Below are 17,136 nucleotides of genomic sequence, written 5' to 3'. Positions count from 1 at the left end.
GTTTCTGGTTGACCAGCGGCACGATGAAGCCGAGATCCGGATAGCGCACCGTCAGGTGTTTGCACGCCTCGAGAAACAGGGGGGACATAAAGCCCACTTCTGCGGTGCGGCTGCCCGGCAGCACTGCCAGCCAGCGGCGGTTGGCATCGATACCGAGATTGCGACGCACGGCTGCCTGATCCGGCACCAACGGAATATCATCCGCCATGGTGTGACCGACAAAACGGCAAGGGGCATCGAAGCGGTCGTAGAAGGCTTTCTCGAAGGGCAGGAAGGCGAGCACCATGTCGGTAGCGGCCTTGATCTTGTGAATGCGGTTCTGGCGCCAGGCCCACACCGAGGGGCTGACATAGTGAACCGTCTTGATACCGGCGCGGCGCAGTTTCAGCTCCACTCCGATATTGAAATCCGGTGCATCCACGCCGATGAAGATATCGGGCGGATTGGCAATAAAGTGGCGCAACAGTTCGCGACGGACCTTGAGAATGCGCGGCAGACGGCCAAGCACCTCGGTGATCCCCATGACGGAGAGCTCTTCCATCTCGAACAAGGCCTTGACGCCGAGGGCCTGCATCCGCGGCCCGGCGATCCCTTCGAACTGCGCATCCGGGTAGCGGGCTTGCAGCTCGCGCACCAGACCGGCAGCCAGAATGTCGCCGGAGACCTCTCCGGCGACGATACCGATACGAACCGGATCAGGCACGGATGATCCCGCGCTCGTTATCTTTGAGGAAATCCACATAGAGCTGGACGGCCGGTTCGGCTTGCGCCATCTCGATCAGCACCGGCAGCACCTCTTCGATGGTCTTGCCGGAGCGGAAGATCTCTTTGTAGGCACGCTTGACGGCAGAGATGGCCTCGGCGCTGAAACCGCGGCGACGCAGACCTTCAGAGTTGACCCCGAACGGCTTGGCGTAGTTGCCGGCGGCCATCACGTAAGGAGGCACGTCCTTGTTCAGAGCGGCGCAGCCACCGACGAAGGCGTGGGAGCCGACACGGCCGAACTGGTGAATGGCGGAGAGACCACCAAAGATCACGAAGTCACCGATCACCACGTGGCCCGCCAGGGTCGCGTTGTTGGCGAAGATGCAGTTGTCACCGATGATGCAGTCGTGGGCAACGTGAACGTTTACCATGAACAGGTTGCCGCTGCCCACCTTGGTCAGGGATTGATCCTGAATGGTGCCACGGTGGAAGGTGCAGTTCTCGCGAATGACGTTGTTGTCGCCAATCTCGAGGAAGGTGCGCTCACCGGCGTACTTCTTGTCCTGGCAATCCTCACCGATGGAGGTGTGCTGGAAGATCTTGTTGCCGCGACCAATCTTGGTCGGGCCCTTGATCACCACATGGGAACCTACCCAGGTGTTGTCACCGATTTCCACCTCGGCGCCGATGACAGAAAAGGGGCCGATTTCAACCCCTTTACCGATCACGGCAGACTCATGGACGATGGCAGTATCGTGAATGATGGCAGTCTGGTCGATCACGTGTGTTAAACCTCGCGTTTGGCGCACATCAGCTCGGCGGTACAGACCACTTCACCGTCGACGGTGGCGACACCGGTGAACTTGGCAATACCGCGACGCTCTTTCAGGAACTCCACGTCGAGCACCAGTTGGTCACCGGGGCCGACCGGGCGCTTGAAGCGAGCGTTGTCGATTGAGGCAAAATAGTAGAGTTCGTTGGGAGACGGCTTGCCCACCATGGTAAAGGCCAGGATACCGGTGGCCTGTGCCATCGCTTCCAGGATCAGTACGCCTGGGAACACCGGCTTGGCCGGGAAGTGCCCCTGGAAGATCGGCTCGTTGAACGAGACGTTCTTGATGGCGCGCAGGGTTTTGCGCTCATCGCTGATCTCGTAGTCGTCTACACGATCCACCATCAGGAAAGGATAACGGTGGGGCAGCAGATCCATGATTTCCTGGATACCCAGGCTCTTCTTTTCAGTAGTCAAAACAGTACCCTATACCAATCGTGATTATTCTTGATCCAGCTTCTTCTCAAGCTTGCTTAACCGCTTGTGCATCTCTTCGATACGCATCACCCGGGCGGCGGTCTTGCGCCACTCTTTATTGGTTTGCAGAGGGATGCCGGAAGAGTAGACACCGGGCTCGGTAATGGGTCGCATCACCATGGCCATACCGGTAACGGTGGCCTGGTCGCAGATCTCCATATGCCCGTTAAAGACGGAAGCGCCGCCAATGATACAGTATTTGCCGACCTTGAGACTACCAGCCATCACGGTAGAGCCCGCCACGGCGGTGCCGTAACCGATCTCCACGTTGTGGGCGATCTGGCACTGGTTGTCGATGATGACGTTGTCAGCGATGCGGGTATCTTCCAGCGCACCGCGGTCAATGGTGGTACAGGCACCGATCTCGACCCGGTTGCCAATGGTCACACCGCCGAGCTGGGGGATCTTGATCCACTCGCCACGCTCGTTGGCATAACCGAAACCATCGGCGCCGATCACTGTGCCGGATTGAACCAGACAGTCGGTACCCATGGTCACATTGTGATAGAGGGTGACGTTGGCCCACAGCCGGGAGCGGGCTCCCAGCCGGGTATTTTTGCCAACAAAACAGCCCGGGCCAATGCGTACATCGTCACCCAGCACGACGCCGGATTCGATCACTGCATTGGCGCCGATGGCCACTCTCTCGCCCAGTTGCACGTCAGCCGCGATAACGGCACTCGGATGAATATCCGTGGCCGGCTGCGGGGTAGTGTCCAGCAGTTGGGCTACCCGGGCAAAGCCCACATAGGGGTCTTTGAGCACCAGGGCATTGGTGGGACAAAATGGCAGATCCGCTTCTGTAATGAGCACGGCGGTCGCCTTGCTCTGCTCCAGATAGTGCCGGTACTTTTTGTTGGACAGGAAGGTGATATCCCCCTCCCCGGCCTTTTCCAGTGTCGCTACCTTGCGGATTTCCAGGGTTCCGTCGCCATGGACCTGGGCCCCCAGTTGCTGGGCCAGCTGTGCGAGAGTGAATGCCATCAATTAGTTGCTCTTGCTTACCTGAGAAATAACCTGGCCGGAGATGTCCAGCTTGCTGGCGGCATACGGGGCGGCATTGCGCTCCAGCACCAGATCGTAACCATTGCTCTTGGCGATGGAATCGATGGCAGCCTGTACCTTGGTCAGGATCTTGTTGCGCTCTTCGGACTGACGGCGACCGTTGTCCTGCTCAAAGGCTTGACGCTTCTGGTTGAACTCCATCTGCAGCTTGGCCAGCTTCTCCTGGTTTTGCTTCTTCTGCTCGGCGCTCATGAAGGCTTCATCCTTGCGGAACTTCTCGACCAGCTTCTGGCCTTCCTGTTCCAGCTTCTGCAGCTCACGCATACGCGGCTCGAATTCACCTTTCAGCTTGGCTGCAACGGCTTCACGCTGGGGCAGCTTTTGGAAGACTTCGCCCATATCAACCACGGCGATCTTGGTCTCAGCGAAGGCAGAACCCATGCCGGCAGCCATCAGTGCAAAGCTCAAACCAGCTACTTTCAACGCTTTATTCACACTTACTCCTTGTTCCCTCATGGCGAGGGCTACCTGATTTACCCGATTATGCAAGCGGCGTTAGGACCGTCTTGTTACCTGGTGAGGCACGCATACCGCGCGTCCCATCATTGAAGACCCCCACCGCATGGGTGGGGGCGAAACTCTGCTTAGAAAGTACGACCGATGTTGAAGGAGAAGACTTCGGTGCGATCCCCTTCGTATTTCTTGATCGGCTTGGCCAAGGCAAACACCAGCGGGCCCATCGGCGAGAGCCACTGCAGGGAGACACCGGCAGAGACCCGGATATTGCCCGGGTTGGAGTAGTCCTGGCTCAGATAGTTGCAATCAGAACCGGCGGCGCAAGGATATGCCCCGTTGGCAAAATCAGTGCTCCATACGGTACCTGCGTCCATAAAGACGGTTGAACGGATCTGCGGACGATAGGTCTCGGAGACGAACGGGGTCGGGAAGACAAGCTCCAGTGAGGCGACGGCCAGAGCGTTACCGCCTACCGAGGTGTCGGAACCTTCGTAGTAGCCAGTTTCACACGGCTGAGAACCCGTGCAACTGCCAGCACCCGGCTTGTTGTAGGTCTTGTAGATCGCCTTGGGACCAATGGTATTGCTCTTGAAGCCACGTACCGTATCGAAACCACCGGCATAGTAGTTCTCGAAGAACGGCAGCATGGAGTCATCGCCATAGCCGTTACCGTAGGAGACACGCCCCTTGCCGATCATTACCCAACTGTGATCCGCATCGAGCGGGAAGTAGTGGGCATCTTCGGCAGAGAGCTTGTAGTACTGCAGCTCCATGCCCGGTACGGTCACCTTGGCGTTGATACGCTGACGATCGCCAGAAGTCGGGAACATCCCCTTGTTCAGGGTAGAGCGGGTCCAGCCAGCGGTGACATCAACGGTCACGAAATCGAGGTTGGAACCATCCTGTGAATAGGCATTCCAGAACTGATCCATCTGTACCGACTGGCGGTTATCGTTCCACTGATCCCAGCAGTAGGTATTGCCATCAGTATCCGGATTGTCCTTCAGACACTCCTGATAGTTCTGGGCATTGAATGACGGACGGCTCAACTTGGTGCTCTCGATACCGGTGCTGAAGTCGAGACGGTTGAACTCGTTGACCGGGAAGCCGCTGGAGAGACGGAAACCGATGGTTTCATTCTCGTAATCAACAATATCGGCATCATCGGCGCGGAACTGGTTGTAGTAGACCCGACCACCCAGGCTGACACCATCCACTGTGAAGTAGGGGTCGTTGTAGCTCAGGTCAACGTTCTTGGAGTAGTCGTTGGTGCTGGCGTTGATGGAGACCTTTTTACCGGTACCCATAAAGTTGTCTTGGGAGATCCCCGCCTGCAGGCTCAGACCCGATTCGGTACCGTAACCGATACCGGCGTTGATGGAGCCTGCTGGCTGCTCCTTGACCTTGAAGTCGAGGTCAACCAGGTCATCGTTGCCCGGCACCCGCTTGGTGTCCACTTCGACGCTCTCGAAGTAGCCAAGACGGTTGAGACGACTCTTGGACTGCTCGATGTTGTCGGAGGAGAGCCAGGTACCCTCCATCTGGCGCATCTCGCGACGCAGCACCTGATCTTCGGTGGTGGCGTTACCGCTGAAGTTGATGTTGCGCACATAGACACGGGGGCCAGGCTCAACGTTGACGATCAGCTCCACTTCCTTGGTTTTGTCATTGATCTGCGGGAAAGTGACCACTTTCGGATAGGCGTAGCCGTAACGGCCGAGGAACTTGGAGAGCACCTCTTCGGTATGAGTCACCTGACTGGCGGAGTAGGTGCTGCCGGCAGCGATCGGGATCAATCCCTTCATCTCGCCACCGCGATCGATCAGGTCGCCCTTGAGCTGGACACCGGAGACCTTGTACTGATCCCCTTCCTTGATGTTGAGGGTGACGTAGACGCCCTTCTTGTCGGGAGTCATGGAGACTTGGGTAGACTCCTGCTGGAAGCGGATATAGCCGCGGTCCATGTAGTAGGAGCGCAGGGTCTCGATATCACCGGCCAGTTTCTGCTTCTGATAGCGCTGATCGGCGGTGAAGTTCCACCAGGGCACTTCGTCGCGCAGGGAGAGCTGGGCAATCAGCTTCTCTTCAGGGAAGACGCTGTTGCCGACGATGTTGATCTGCTGGATCTTGGCCGCTTCCCCTTCCACGAAGGTGAACTTGAGGTCGACCCGGTTGCGCGGCAACGGGGTGACGATGGCCTTGACCTTGGCGGAGTATTTACCCACGCCATAGTAGAAATCTTCCAGTCCCTTCTCGAGGGAGGTGAGCACGGTGCGATCCAGCGGATCGCCCACACGGATACCGGAGGACTCCAGACTCTGGGTCAGTTGCTCCTCTTTGATATCCTTGTTGCCGGCAAACTCGATGCTGGAGATGGTCGGACGCTCCTTGACCATCACTTGCAGCACCTGGCCGTCACGGTAAACCTTCACATCCTCGAAGTTACCCGAGGCATAGAGCTTTTTGATGGCGCTGGCCAGAGCCACGGAGTCGACGGTATCACCGACTCGGATCGGCAGGTTCAACAGTGCGGCACCCAGGGTCACCCGTTGCAGACCTTCGACCTGGATATCTTGCACCACAAAAGAGGCAGGGGCCGCCTGGGCCAGGAAACTGGCACCCAGCAGGCAACTCAACACCAATGCTTTTTTAACAGCCATTTTGTTCTTATGTGTCCTTGTTGATGCTCTGGCCTCAGAGGCGAGCGAAATCGTTAAACAGCGCAATGCCCATCAATAACATCAGAATGGCGGCGCCGATCCTGAAACCCACTTCCTGTATTTTCTCTGATACCGGCTTGCCGGTGACCGCTTCGATCAGGAAATAGACCAGATGGCCACCATCGAGCACCGGCAGGGGGAACAGATTGATAATCCCCAGGTTGACACTGATCAGCGCCAGAAAACTCAAGAAATAGACCAGACCATAGTCGGCACTGCTGCCGGCGCCCTTGGCAATGGAGATGGGGCCGCTCAGGTTGTCCAGCGACACGATGCCACCGATCAACTTGCCAATCATGTCAAAGGTGAGCGTGATCAGACTCCAGGTTTTGTCCGCGCCATGCCACAGCGCCTGCAAAGGCCCATACTGTAACAGAATTCGATATTCATCCGGTAATGGAACCAGTTGCGGCGAGAGACCGACGAATCCTACCAGCTTGCCCTGCACCTTGCGGCTATCCGGGGTCAGGGTCACGTTGAGATCACTGTTGTTGCGCTCAACCACCACTTGCAGGGGTTCGCCCGGAGCCTGCTGCACCAGCTCGACAAACTGGACCCACGCGGTAATAGGCTGATCGCCGACCTTTTTGATACGGTCACCGACCTGTAGCCCCGCCTTTTCACTGGCACTCTTGGCCACCACTGCAGCCACGACGGGCAGCACTTTGCCACTCAGGGGGACGATCCCCAAGCTGCCAATGGGCGACTCTTTATCCGGATCGAAGGTCCAGCCGGTCAGCGACAAGGTTTTATCGGTGGCATAGCTGGTATTGGGTGCCTGCACCTTGAGAGTCACAGCATCATCACCCAGATGGCTGATAAGGGCGTAAGTGACGCTCTCCCAGTCACCGGTCTGCTCATCGCCGACCCCGACAATCTCCACCCCCGGCAGCACACCCGCCTCGGCCACGATGGAGGCCGGACGCACTTCACCGATCACCGGCTTGATGCTCGGCACCCCGATGATAAACATCAGCCAGAGGGCAAACAGGGCAAACACGAAGTTGGCCATGGGACCTGCGGCGACAATCGCCATCCGCGCCCAGACACTCTTGTGGTTGAAGGCATACTGCTCGTCACCGGGCTTGAGTTCATCGACCCGGCCATCGAGCATCTTGACGTAACCACCGAGGGGGATCAGCGCCAGCACATATTCGGTGCCATCTTTACCCATCCGGCGCCAGATCGCCTTGCCAAAACCGATGGAGAAGCGCTCAACCTTGACGCCACAACGACGGGCCACCCAGAAGTGACCAAACTCGTGCACCGCGACCAGCAGGCCCAGCGCAACAACAAAGGCACCGATATTCCACAACACACCGCCCATCAGCCAAGCTCCTCAATCAAAGTGTGAGCACGGGCTCTTGCCGCACCGTCCAGGGCAAACAGATCATCGAGCGAGCCGACGGCGCTGCTCTCCAGCGCCAGCATCACGGCCTCGTTGATCCGGGCAATATCCATAAAGCCGATGCGCCCGGCCAGGAAGGCGGCAACCGCCTCCTCGTTGGCAGCATTAAGCGCAGTGGTCGCCGCTTGTCCCTTCTGGCAGGCATTGATGGCCAGCGCCAGACAGGGGTAGCGATCATAATCAGGCCGGATAAAGCTGAACTCTCCGACACTGAAGAAATCCAAAGGTTCCACACTGGAGGGGATGCGATTGGGATAGGCCAGCGCATGGGCGATGGGGGTACACATATCCGGATTGCCAAGCTGAGCCAGCACGGAGCCATCCTTGTACTGCACCATGGAGTGGATCACCGACTGCGGGTGGATCACCACCTGGATCTGCTCGGGCGCCGCATTGAACAGCCAGCGCGCCTCGATGTACTCCAGCCCCTTGTTGATCATGGTGGCGGAGTCGACCGAAATCTTGGCCCCCATCGACCAGTTGGGATGGGCGATGGCCTGCGCCGGCGTCACCTTGGCCAGCTCGCTGGTCTCGGTGTAACGGAACGGGCCGCCGGAACCAGTCAGCAAAATCTTGCTGATCCCCGCCGCAGCCAGATCGCAAAAACCGGGCTGGCGCTGCACGGCAGTCGGCAGACACTGGAAGATGGCATTGTGTTCGCTGTCGATGGGCAGCAGCTCGGCGCCATGCTCGCGCACAGCCTCCATGAAGAAAGCACCGGACATCACCAGCGCCTCCTTGTTGGCCAGCAAAATACGCTTGCCGGCACGTACCGCGGCCATGGTCGGGGCCAGTCCGGCCGCACCGACGATGGCGGCCATTACGCTATGGGCGTCGGGGTGAGCGGCAACCTCGCAGAGGGCTGCTGCACCAGACATGACCCGGGTTGTACTACCGTGCGCTTTCAGACGGGCAGCCAGTTCACGGGCGGCATCCTCATCAACCATCACGGCAAAACGGGGGGAGAATTCGAGGCAGTCCCGCAACATGGCATCCACGTTGCGGGCGGCGGTCAACGCCAACACTTGCCAACTGCCCGGGTTATGGCGCAGCACTCTCAAGGTACTCTGACCGATGGAGCCGGAGGCCCCCAGAATAACCAGTGACTTGTGCATCAAAACTCCTGACTGAGTAGCAGATAACTGAGCAGAAACACCGGCAGGGCGGCGGTCAGGCTGTCGATCCGGTCAAGAATGCCGCCATGACCAGGCAGCAGAGTGCCGGAGTCCTTGATGCCTGCTTCGCGCTTGAACATGCTCTCGGTCAGATCGCCGAGTACGGAGGCAAGCACCGCCAGCAGAGAGCAAAACAGCACGGTGATCATCTTGGCAGGAACAAATCCCATCGACCAGGTAACGCCGATGGCCAGCAGGCTGGCGGTAAAGAGGCCGCCACACATTCCTTCGATGGTTTTGCCCGGACTCACAGCCGGTGCCAGCTTGTGCTTACCGAACGCCTTGCCGAAAAAATACGCGCCAGAATCTGCCGCCCAGACCAGTCCCATCACGAACAACAGGATCCAGGCCCCCATCATGGGGTCATGGTAAAAGTTGTAACCACGGATGGCGACCAGCGACCAGAAGAAAGGAACCAGGGTCACCAGACCAAACAGCGACTTGAGCCAGATAGACTCTTTCCACAGTTTGGCGCTCTGGGGATAACGCAGCACCAGCAGCAGACCCAGCAGCCACCAGCTTAACGCGGTCCAGAGCACGCCCATCACGAGAGGGTGCAGGTGGGGCGTCCAGAGTTGCTCCACCGGCAGCCAAAAGAGGCTGGCACCGAGCAACAGACAAAATACGATGGGCAACCATTGCTGCGGAGCAGCAGAGACAAACCCGCTCCATTCGCGACTGGCCAACAAAAACACCAGCGCTGCCAACAGGGCAAAAAATTTCAATGGCAGAAAGAAGAGCGCCCCCAACACCAGGGGGATCAACATCAAAGCAGTAATAATTCGTTGTTTTAGCAAAAGAAACCTCTCTCTTGGGAGCGGGGTTTAGCCGGTCTGCTGCTCGGCGATCAATTCCCGTATCTGTTCACCCGTGCAACCGAAGCGACGCTCGCGGGCAACGAAAGAGGCAACCGCCTCACTGAACTCGGCCTCGTTGAAATCGGGCCACAATACCGGGGTAAAATAGAGCTCGGCATAGGCGAGCTGCCATAACACAAAGTTGCTGATGCGATGGTCACCACCGGTACGGATCAACAGGTCCACAGGTGGCAGATCGGCCATGCAAACCTCGCGGGTCAGCATGGACTCATCAATGTCGTCAGCGGCCAGTTCACCGGCCGCGACCGCTTTGGCCAGCTTGCGGGCCGCCTGAGCGATATCCCACTGGCCGCCATAGTTGGCCGCAATGTTCAGGGTCAACCCTTTGTTATTGGCGGTCAAGGCTTCCGCCTTGGCGATTTTGGCCTGCAACCGCTCACTAAAGCGAGCTGTATCGCCAATCACCTTGAGCCGGATCCCGTTGTTGTGCAGTTTCTGCACCTCACGACCCAGCACTGTGATGAACAGTTCCATCAAGGCACTGACCTCCCCTTCCGGGCGGCGCCAGTTCTCGCTGGAGAATGCAAACAGGGTCAATGCCTCGATCTTGGCACGCGCAGCAAAGGTAACGGCCTCGCGCACTGACTTGACCCCCGCCTTGTGGCCATAAACCCGCATCTTGCCTCGGTTCTGGGCCCAGCGACCGTTACCATCCATGATGATGGCGACGTGACGGGGTAAAGACGAGTTGGCACAATCACCCAACGCAGCCAAAAGCGACATGTAATTCTCCCACAAAGACAAAAGCGCCGTGCAGGGGCACTACACGGCGCTCGTAATATACCTTTCAGACGGTTAGATTTCCATTAGCTCCTTCTCCTTTACGGCAAGGGCCTCATCGACCAGCTTGACGTAGGAGTCGGTCAGTTTCTGGATCTCTTCCTGAGCGCGACGGTCGTCGTCTTCGGAGATCTCTTTGTCCTTCAGCAGCGCTTTCAGGTCGGCGTTGGCGTCACGACGGATGTTGCGCACGGCAACACGAGCGTTTTCCGCTTCGGCACGGACGATCTTGGTCAGGTCACGACGACGCTCTTCGGTCAGCGGCGGCAACGGCACGCGCAGGGTCTGGCCATTGCTGGACGGATTCAGGCCCAGATCGGAGGTCAGGATCGCCTTCTCTACCGCCTGGATCATGGAGCGGTCAAAAATGGAGATGGAGAGGGTGCGAGCATCTTCTGCCACGACGTTGGCCAACTGTTTCAGCGGAGTGGCAGCACCGTAATACTCAACCTGGATGCCGTCGAGCAGGCTCGGGTGAGCACGGCCGGTACGGATCTTGGACATTTGGGTCTTGAGCGCTTCTACGCTCTTGCCCATACGGTCCTTGGCGTCGTTTTTAATCTCGTTGATCACAGTGGTTTTCCTTTTGGCGAACGAGCCGCTACACGGCCCGTGTCTATCTTATTTACTGACGTGATGGATAGGATAAGAGCGCCAGGTGGCTCACTTTATCTTATTTACCAACGTGGTGGATCAGAGTGCCTTCCGGTTCACCCATGACAACCCGGCGCAGAGCACCCGGTTTGTTCATGTTGAACACGCGGATCGGCAGATCATGGTCACGTGCCAGGGTAAAGGCAGCAAGATCCATCACCTTGAGCTCTTTTTCAAGAACTTCATCATAACTCAGTTCATGATACAGCACGGCATCCGGATTCTTGACCGGATCTTCGTTGTATACACCATCAACCTTGGTGGCTTTGAGCACCACATCAGCTTCGATCTCGATCCCGCGCAGGCAAGCCGCAGAATCGGTAGTGAAGAAGGGGTTGCCGGTACCGGCAGAGAAGATAACGACTTTGCCAGCACGCAGCTGGCTGATTGCCTCGGCCCAGCTGTATGAGTCACAGACGCCCTGCAGGGAGATGGCAGACATCAGACGGGCATTCACATAAGCACGATGCAGGGCATCACGCATGGCCAGACCGTTCATCACGGTTGCCAGCATACCCATGTGGTCGCCCACCACGCGGTTCATGCCCGCTTTGGCAAGACCGGCACCACGGAACAGGTTGCCGCCACCGATGACCAGACCGACCTGAACACCCAACTCAACCAGTTCTTTGATCTCTTGGGCCATCCGCTCCAGCACCGCCGGATCAATGCCGAAACCCTCGGATCCTTGCAGGGCTTCACCACTCAACTTCAGAAGAACACGTCTGTATGCAGGTTTGGGATTGGTACTCATGTCACTGATTCCTGGTCATATAAAGACCGCGACATAAGTCGCGGTCTGGGGAAACGGAAAAACCGGTTCGATTAGGCCTTTTGAGCGGCCGCGATTTGGGCTGCAACTTCAGCAGCGAAATCGGTCTCTTGCTTCTCGATGCCTTCGCCCACTTCGAAACGGGTGAAGGAGACAACGTCAGCGCCTTCTTTCTTCAGCAGCTCGGCAACGGTCATGGAAGGATCTTTCACGAACGGTTGACCAGTCAGGGAAACCTCACCGGTGAACTTCTTCATGCGGCCTTCAACCATCTTCTCAGCGATCTCTTTCGGCTTGCCGGAGTTGATGGCGATGTCGATCTGGATTTCGCGCTCTTTGGCAACGACTTCAGCAGACACGTCTTCAGGCTTGACGAATTGCGGGCTGTTGGCAGCAACGTGCATGGCCAGATCTTTGGCCAGCTCGGCAGAACCACCGGTCAGCTTGGTGATAACACCGATGCGGGAACCGTGAACGTAGGTACCCAGGTTGTCACCTTCAACCAGCATCACGCGACGCAGGTTCATGTTCTCACCGATCTTGGCGATCAGGTTGGTGATGGTCAGCTCGACGGATTCGCCGTTACCGAAGTCAGCGGCTTTCAGCGCGTCAACGTCAGCAATTTTCTGGGTCGCAGCGATGTCAGCGATCTTCTGGCCCATTGCCATGAAGCTGGCATCTTTGGCGACGAAGTCGGTTTCGCTGTTCAGCTCGATCATGACGGCAACGTTGCCTTCGGTGCGAGCAAAGATAACGCCTTCAGCGGCGATACGGCCAGCTTTCTTGGCGGCTTTGGCCTGACCGGATTTGCGCATGTTCTCAATTGCCAGCTCGATATCGCCAGCAGCTTCTTCCAGTGCTTTTTTGCAATCCATCATGCCAGCGGCAGTGCGCTCGCGCAGTTCTTTTACCAGGGCGGCAGTAACGTTAGCCATGTCCAGTATCCTCGGTCTTGAATTGACAAGAAACAGGGGCCACAAGGGCCCCTGCTAACCAATTACATCAGCTTGGTTAATAAGGGCTTTACAGTCCTTATCAATTACTCAGCTTCAACGAAGCCATCTTGTTCGGCTTGAACAACGATGTCCTGAGCGCGAGCTTCCAGTACGGTGTCAGCAGCAGCATTCAGGTACAGCTGTACGGCACGGATAGCGTCGTCGTTACCCGGGATGACATAGTCAACGCCGTCCGGGTTGGAGTTGGTATCAACGATGGAAACTACCGGGATACCCAGGTTATTGGCTTCTTTGATAGCGATATGCTCGTGGTCGGCATCGACAACGAACAGAACGTCAGGCAGGCCGCCCATGTTCTTGATACCACCCAGGCTCTTCTCCAGCTTTTCCATTTCGCGAGTACGCATCAGCGCCTCTTTCTTGGTCAGCTTGTCGAAGGTACCGTCTTGGCTCTGGGTTTCCAGATCTTTCAGGCGCTTGATAGACTGACGAACGGTTTTCCAGTTGGTCAGCATACCGCCCAGCCAGCGGTGGTTTACATAGAACTGGTCGCAACGCTCAGCGGCTTCTTTTACGGCTTCAGACGCGGCACGCTTGGTACCAACGAACAGTACCTTGCCTTTCTTGGCAGCTACGGAGCTGATGAAGTTCATGGCATCGTCAAACATCGGAACGGTTTTTTCCAGGTTGATGATGTGAACTTTGCTGCGGGCACCGAAGATGTAGGATTTCATTTTCGGGTTCCAGTAACGAGTCTGGTGACCGAAGTGAACGCCGGCTTGCAGCATGTCGCGCATAGAAACTTTAGCCATTTTATACCTCTGTATTGGGGTTAGGCCTCCACACATCCCATATAACCGACCCGTTAAGGCACCCCGGCATATGTGTCGATGTGTGTGTGTTGTTTAAGTAAGGGTGATGAAATCGGGACGCAAGTTCCCCATTCCGGCGCGCTTTATACCATAACTTTGTTCAGGACACCACCGGCCGACACCCTAAACAGGTGTAAATATGGATCCCGCCAGAGGATGCTGCGACGCCGATTTGACGTTGTGATGACAATCACACTGGAAGTACGCGGGGGTTGCGGATAAAATTTTGCCCTGATTGCAAACGCATCTATTTTTCATTACCTGTCCTGTCTGCCCTCGCAGGCCCAGCGGCAGGCCGCAAGAGAGATCCCATGTCCATTAAAATCAAGACACCGGAAGAGATTGAAAAGATGCGCGTTGCCGGCCAATTGGCCGCCGATGTGCTGGTCATGATTGCGCCCCATGTCAAAGCTGGCGTCACCACTGACGAACTGAACACCCTCTGCCACGACTATATTGTCGACGTACAACAGGCGGTTCCAGCTCCGCTCAACTACCACGGCTTCCCCAAATCCATCTGCACCTCGGTGAACGATGTGATCTGCCACGGTATCCCGAATCACAAGAAGCTGCGCGATGGCGACATCATCAACCTGGATATCACCGTCATCAAGGATGGCTACCACGGCGATACCTCGGCCATGTTCATCGTGGGCGAGACCACCCCGCTGCGCCGCCAGCTCTGCAAGGTTGCGCAAGAGAGCCTCTACGCCGCCATCAAGAAGGTACGTCCGGGTGCCTGCATTACCGAGATTGGCGCCGTCATTCAACCCATCGTCGAGAAGGCCGGTTTCTCCGTGGTGCGTGACTACTGCGGTCACGGCATCGGTGCCGAGTTCCACGAAGAGCCGCAGATCCTCCACTACCGCAACAGCGGCAAGCTGGAGCTGAAAGCGGGCATGTGCTTCACCATCGAGCCCATGGTCAACAGCAAGAAGTATCACTGCAAGGTCAATCCGAAGGATGGCTGGACCGTGACCACCAAGGATGGCGGCGACTCCGCCCAGTGGGAACACACCCTGCTGGTGACTGAGGATGGCTGCGAGGTGCTCACCCTGCGCCCCGATGACACTATCGACCGCTTCATCAAACACAGCTAACATCGAACCCCGGCCCTGAACTTCCAAAGCGCCGGGGTTTTTACTTCTGTTTCAGCCGTTTGCCTGCCACTGTGTGTGAGATGCCATGGACGCCAGCCTGCTTTCCCCCCATTTGTTACCCGATGACCAGCTCACTCGCGACAACTGCAAAGAGTACCTGAGCCGCTTTCTCGGCTGGCTGCACGCCCGTTTCGATGCCGGCGACAACATCATCGAGCTGGTTGCCACCCGCTCCGAATACATGGATCAGCTGCTCTGCCGGTTGTGGCAGAAGTTCGGCTTCGACAAGAGCGACCTAACCCTGATCGCGGTAGGCGGTTATGGCCGTGGCGAGCTGCACCCCCACTCCGACATCGACCTGCTGATCCTCTATGATGGCGATGAACTGGACGAGGTGTTGGGACTGCGCATCGGCGAGTTCATCACCTTGCTGTGGGATCTCAAGCTTGAGGTGGGTCAGGCGGTGCGCAACGTGGCGGAGTGCCTCGAGCAGGGGCGCGCTGATATCACGGTCGCAACCAACCTCATTGAGGCCCGCTACATCACAGGTCGCCAGGAGGGCTTCCGGCAACTGAAAGAGGCCACCGGCCCCCAGCACTTCTGGCCGAGCGAAGCCTTCTTTCGCGCCAAGCGCCAGGAGCAGGCGGAGCGGCACCAGCAGTTTCTCGGCACCGCCTACAAGCTGGAGCCAGATCTCAAGAGCAATCCGGGCGGCCTGCGGGATATTCAAACCCTCGCCTGGGTCGCCCGCCGCCACTTTGGCGCCACTACCTTGTTCGAGATGACCAGCCACGGCTTTCTCAACCGCGCCGAGTATCGTGAGCTGCTCGACTGCCAGAATTTTCTCTGGAAGGTGCGTTTCGCCCTGCACATGGCCATCAACAAGGGAGATAACCGCCTGCTGTTCGATCGCCAACGCACCGTGGCCCAGATGCTGGGGTTCGAAGGGGAAGGCAACGCTCCGGTCGAGCAGATGATGAAGCGCTTCTACCAGACGGTGCGGCGGGTCTCCGAGCTCAACGAGATGCTGCTGCAGCTGTTTGACGAGGCGATCCTCGGCAACACCGCCATGGATGTGCGCCGCCTCTCCGACGAGTTCCAGCTCCGTGGCCGCCTCATCGATGCGGTGGATGCGGAGCTGTTCAGCCGTGAACCGTCCGCCATCCTGCGCCTCTTCTATCAGATGGCCCAGCATCCCGAGATTGCGGGCATCCACTCGGCCACCTTGCGCCAACTGCGCGAGGCGCGCCGCAAACTCAACTGCTGGTTGCAGGACTTGCCTGACTGCCGTCGCCTCTTTATGGCGCTGCTGCGCCACCCCAACGGCATCGGCCTGCCGCTCACCCTGATGCACAAATACGGCATCCTCGCCGCCTATCTGCCGCAATGGAACCTCATCGTCGGCCAGATGCAGTTCGACATGTTCCACGCCTACACGGTGGATGAGCACACCCATCGGCTGCTCAAGAACATTCATCAGTTTCCCAATCCGGCCAGTCGCCAGAGCCACCCGCTCTGCCACGAGGTCTTCACCCGGCTGCGCAAACCGGAGCTGCTCAGCATCGCCGCCCTGTTTCACGATATCGCCAAGGGGCGGCGTGGCGATCACTCGGAGCTCGGCGCCGTCGATGCGTTGGAGTTCTGCCAGCTGCACGGTCTGGATCGCTACGAGAGCCGACTGGTCGCCTGGCTGGTGCGCCATCACCTGCGGATGTCGGTTACCGCCCAGCGCCGCGATATCTACGATCCCGACGTGGTCACCGACTTTGCCCAGAAGGTGCGCGACGAGCAGCATCTCGACCTGCTCTACTGCCTTACCGTGGCCGATATCTGCGCCACCAACGATACCCTGTGGAACGACTGGAAGGGCACCCTGCTGCGGGAGCTCTACTTCGCGACCCAGAAGGCGCTGCGCCAGGGGCTGGAGAACCCGCCCGACATGCGGCTGCGCATTCGCGAAAACCAGCGTCAGGCCAAGCAGCTGCTGGCGCAACGGGATGTATCGGAAGAAGCGATCAACCAGCTCTGGGCCGATTTCAAGGCAGACTACTTCCTGCGCCACAGCCCGGAGCAGATCGCCTGGCACTGCCGCCACATCATCGAGCATGGCGACAATCCGGCTCCGCTGGTGATCATCGGCAAACACCCTACCCGAGGCGGCAGCGAGGTGTTTATCTACTGCCGCGATACCCCGAATCTGTTTGCCACCGTGGCCTCGGCGCTGGATCAGAAGAACCTCAACATCCACGACGCCCAGATCATGAACTCGCGCAGCAACTATGTGCT

General features: G+C 57.9%; 15 protein-coding genes and 1 pseudogene. 2 read left to right on the top strand and 14 right to left on the bottom strand.

What is annotated here, in order from left to right:
* From lpxB to rpsB, 14 genes and pseudogenes are all read right to left on the bottom strand, one after another.
* Positions 1 to 703, bottom strand: a pseudogene (lpxB, locus tag DBR30_RS22690) (lipid-A-disaccharide synthase); the annotation flags it as partial.
* Entirely contained in the window at positions 696 to 1,487 is a 792-nt protein-coding gene (lpxA, locus tag DBR30_RS20190) for an acyl-ACP--UDP-N-acetylglucosamine O-acyltransferase (protein WP_005338557.1), read from the bottom strand. The gene lpxA and the pseudogene lpxB, both read right to left, overlap by 8 nt.
* Before the next feature lie 5 nt (positions 1,488 to 1,492).
* A complete protein-coding gene (gene fabZ / locus DBR30_RS20185; protein WP_005338559.1) occupies positions 1,493 to 1,954 on the bottom strand; it encodes a 3-hydroxyacyl-ACP dehydratase FabZ in 462 nt (153 codons plus the stop codon).
* Between the two features lie 24 nt (positions 1,955 to 1,978).
* Complete coding sequence (lpxD, locus tag DBR30_RS20180; RefSeq protein WP_005338561.1) at positions 1,979 to 2,998, bottom strand: UDP-3-O-(3-hydroxymyristoyl)glucosamine N-acyltransferase; 1,020 nt, start codon at positions 2,996 to 2,998, stop codon at positions 1,979 to 1,981.
* Positions 2,999 to 3,001: 3 nt separating this feature from the next.
* Positions 3,002 to 3,514, bottom strand: a complete 513-nt coding sequence (locus DBR30_RS20175) for an OmpH family outer membrane protein (protein WP_005338563.1) — start codon at positions 3,512 to 3,514, stop codon at positions 3,002 to 3,004.
* Between the two features lie 149 nt (positions 3,515 to 3,663).
* Positions 3,664 to 6,195 (bottom strand): outer membrane protein assembly factor BamA, encoded by a 2,532-nt coding sequence (gene bamA, locus DBR30_RS20170; RefSeq protein ID WP_021229212.1) that lies wholly within the window; start codon positions 6,193 to 6,195, stop codon positions 3,664 to 3,666.
* Between the two features lie 34 nt (positions 6,196 to 6,229).
* A complete protein-coding gene (gene rseP / locus DBR30_RS20165; protein WP_108539945.1) occupies positions 6,230 to 7,582 on the bottom strand; it encodes a sigma E protease regulator RseP in 1,353 nt (450 codons plus the stop codon).
* Positions 7,582 to 8,778: a 1-deoxy-D-xylulose-5-phosphate reductoisomerase gene (gene ispC / locus DBR30_RS20160; protein WP_108539943.1), complete on the bottom strand. Its 1,197-nt coding sequence runs from the start codon at positions 8,776 to 8,778 to the stop codon at positions 7,582 to 7,584. The genes rseP and ispC overlap by 1 nt, the downstream gene beginning before the upstream one ends.
* Positions 8,778 to 9,635 (bottom strand): phosphatidate cytidylyltransferase, encoded by an 858-nt coding sequence (locus DBR30_RS20155; protein WP_108539940.1) that lies wholly within the window; start codon positions 9,633 to 9,635, stop codon positions 8,778 to 8,780. The genes ispC and DBR30_RS20155 overlap by 1 nt, the downstream gene beginning before the upstream one ends.
* A gap of 27 nt (positions 9,636 to 9,662) precedes the next feature.
* On the bottom strand, positions 9,663 to 10,439 hold the full coding sequence (gene uppS / locus DBR30_RS20150) for a polyprenyl diphosphate synthase (RefSeq protein WP_005338574.1): 777 nt from the start codon (positions 10,437 to 10,439) through the stop codon (positions 9,663 to 9,665).
* Positions 10,440 to 10,511: 72 nt separating this feature from the next.
* Positions 10,512 to 11,069: a ribosome recycling factor gene (frr, locus tag DBR30_RS20145; RefSeq protein ID WP_033137948.1), complete on the bottom strand. Its 558-nt coding sequence runs from the start codon at positions 11,067 to 11,069 to the stop codon at positions 10,512 to 10,514.
* Between the two features lie 100 nt (positions 11,070 to 11,169).
* Entirely contained in the window at positions 11,170 to 11,904 is a 735-nt protein-coding gene (gene pyrH, locus DBR30_RS20140) for a UMP kinase (protein ID WP_005338577.1), read from the bottom strand.
* A gap of 71 nt (positions 11,905 to 11,975) precedes the next feature.
* Positions 11,976 to 12,857, bottom strand: a complete 882-nt coding sequence (gene tsf / locus DBR30_RS20135) for a translation elongation factor Ts (RefSeq protein ID WP_005338578.1) — start codon at positions 12,855 to 12,857, stop codon at positions 11,976 to 11,978.
* A 104-nt stretch (positions 12,858 to 12,961) separates the two neighbouring features.
* The gene (rpsB, locus tag DBR30_RS20130; protein ID WP_005303470.1) at positions 12,962 to 13,690 is read right to left on the bottom strand and encodes a 30S ribosomal protein S2; all 729 of its coding nucleotides are present in this window, start codon (positions 13,688 to 13,690) and stop codon (positions 12,962 to 12,964) included.
* A gap of 371 nt (positions 13,691 to 14,061) precedes the next feature.
* On the opposite strand from rpsB, the gene map reads away from it, so the two are divergent.
* On the top strand, positions 14,062 to 14,850 hold the full coding sequence (gene map / locus DBR30_RS20125; RefSeq protein ID WP_005338579.1) for a type I methionyl aminopeptidase: 789 nt from the start codon (positions 14,062 to 14,064) through the stop codon (positions 14,848 to 14,850).
* Between the two features lie 85 nt (positions 14,851 to 14,935).
* Positions 14,936 to 17,136: [protein-PII] uridylyltransferase (glnD, locus tag DBR30_RS20120; protein ID WP_258224527.1), on the top strand; the 2,201-nt coding region annotated here is incomplete at its 3' end.

Source organism: Aeromonas sp. HMWF017 (assembly GCF_003061465.1).
In the GTDB taxonomy this organism is placed as follows: domain Bacteria; phylum Pseudomonadota; class Gammaproteobacteria; order Enterobacterales; family Aeromonadaceae; genus Aeromonas; species Aeromonas veronii.
The sequence above is the reverse complement of the archived record's forward strand: the minus strand, read 5'-3'. Positions and strand labels throughout refer to the sequence as shown.

Bases quoted from the DNA above. Each gene is read 5' to 3' on its own strand.
- lpxD (WP_005338561.1), bottom strand. From the start codon at position 2,998: ATGGCATTCACTCTCGCACAGCTGGCCCAGCAACTGGGGGCCCAGGTC.
- bamA (WP_021229212.1), bottom strand. From the start codon at position 6,195: ATGGCTGTTAAAAAAGCATTGGTGTTGAGTTGCCTGCTGGGTGCCAGT.
- rseP (WP_108539945.1), bottom strand. From the start codon at position 7,582: ATGGGCGGTGTGTTGTGGAATATCGGTGCCTTTGTTGTTGCGCTGGGC.
- ispC (WP_108539943.1), bottom strand. From the start codon at position 8,778: ATGCACAAGTCACTGGTTATTCTGGGGGCCTCCGGCTCCATCGGTCAG.
- uppS (WP_005338574.1), bottom strand. From the start codon at position 10,439: ATGTCGCTTTTGGCTGCGTTGGGTGATTGTGCCAACTCGTCTTTACCC.
- pyrH (WP_005338577.1), bottom strand. From the start codon at position 11,904: ATGAGTACCAATCCCAAACCTGCATACAGACGTGTTCTTCTGAAGTTG.
- tsf (WP_005338578.1), bottom strand. From the start codon at position 12,857: ATGGCTAACGTTACTGCCGCCCTGGTAAAAGAACTGCGCGAGCGCACT.
- rpsB (WP_005303470.1), bottom strand. From the start codon at position 13,690: ATGGCTAAAGTTTCTATGCGCGACATGCTGCAAGCCGGCGTTCACTTC.
- map (WP_005338579.1), top strand. From the start codon at position 14,062: ATGTCCATTAAAATCAAGACACCGGAAGAGATTGAAAAGATGCGCGTT.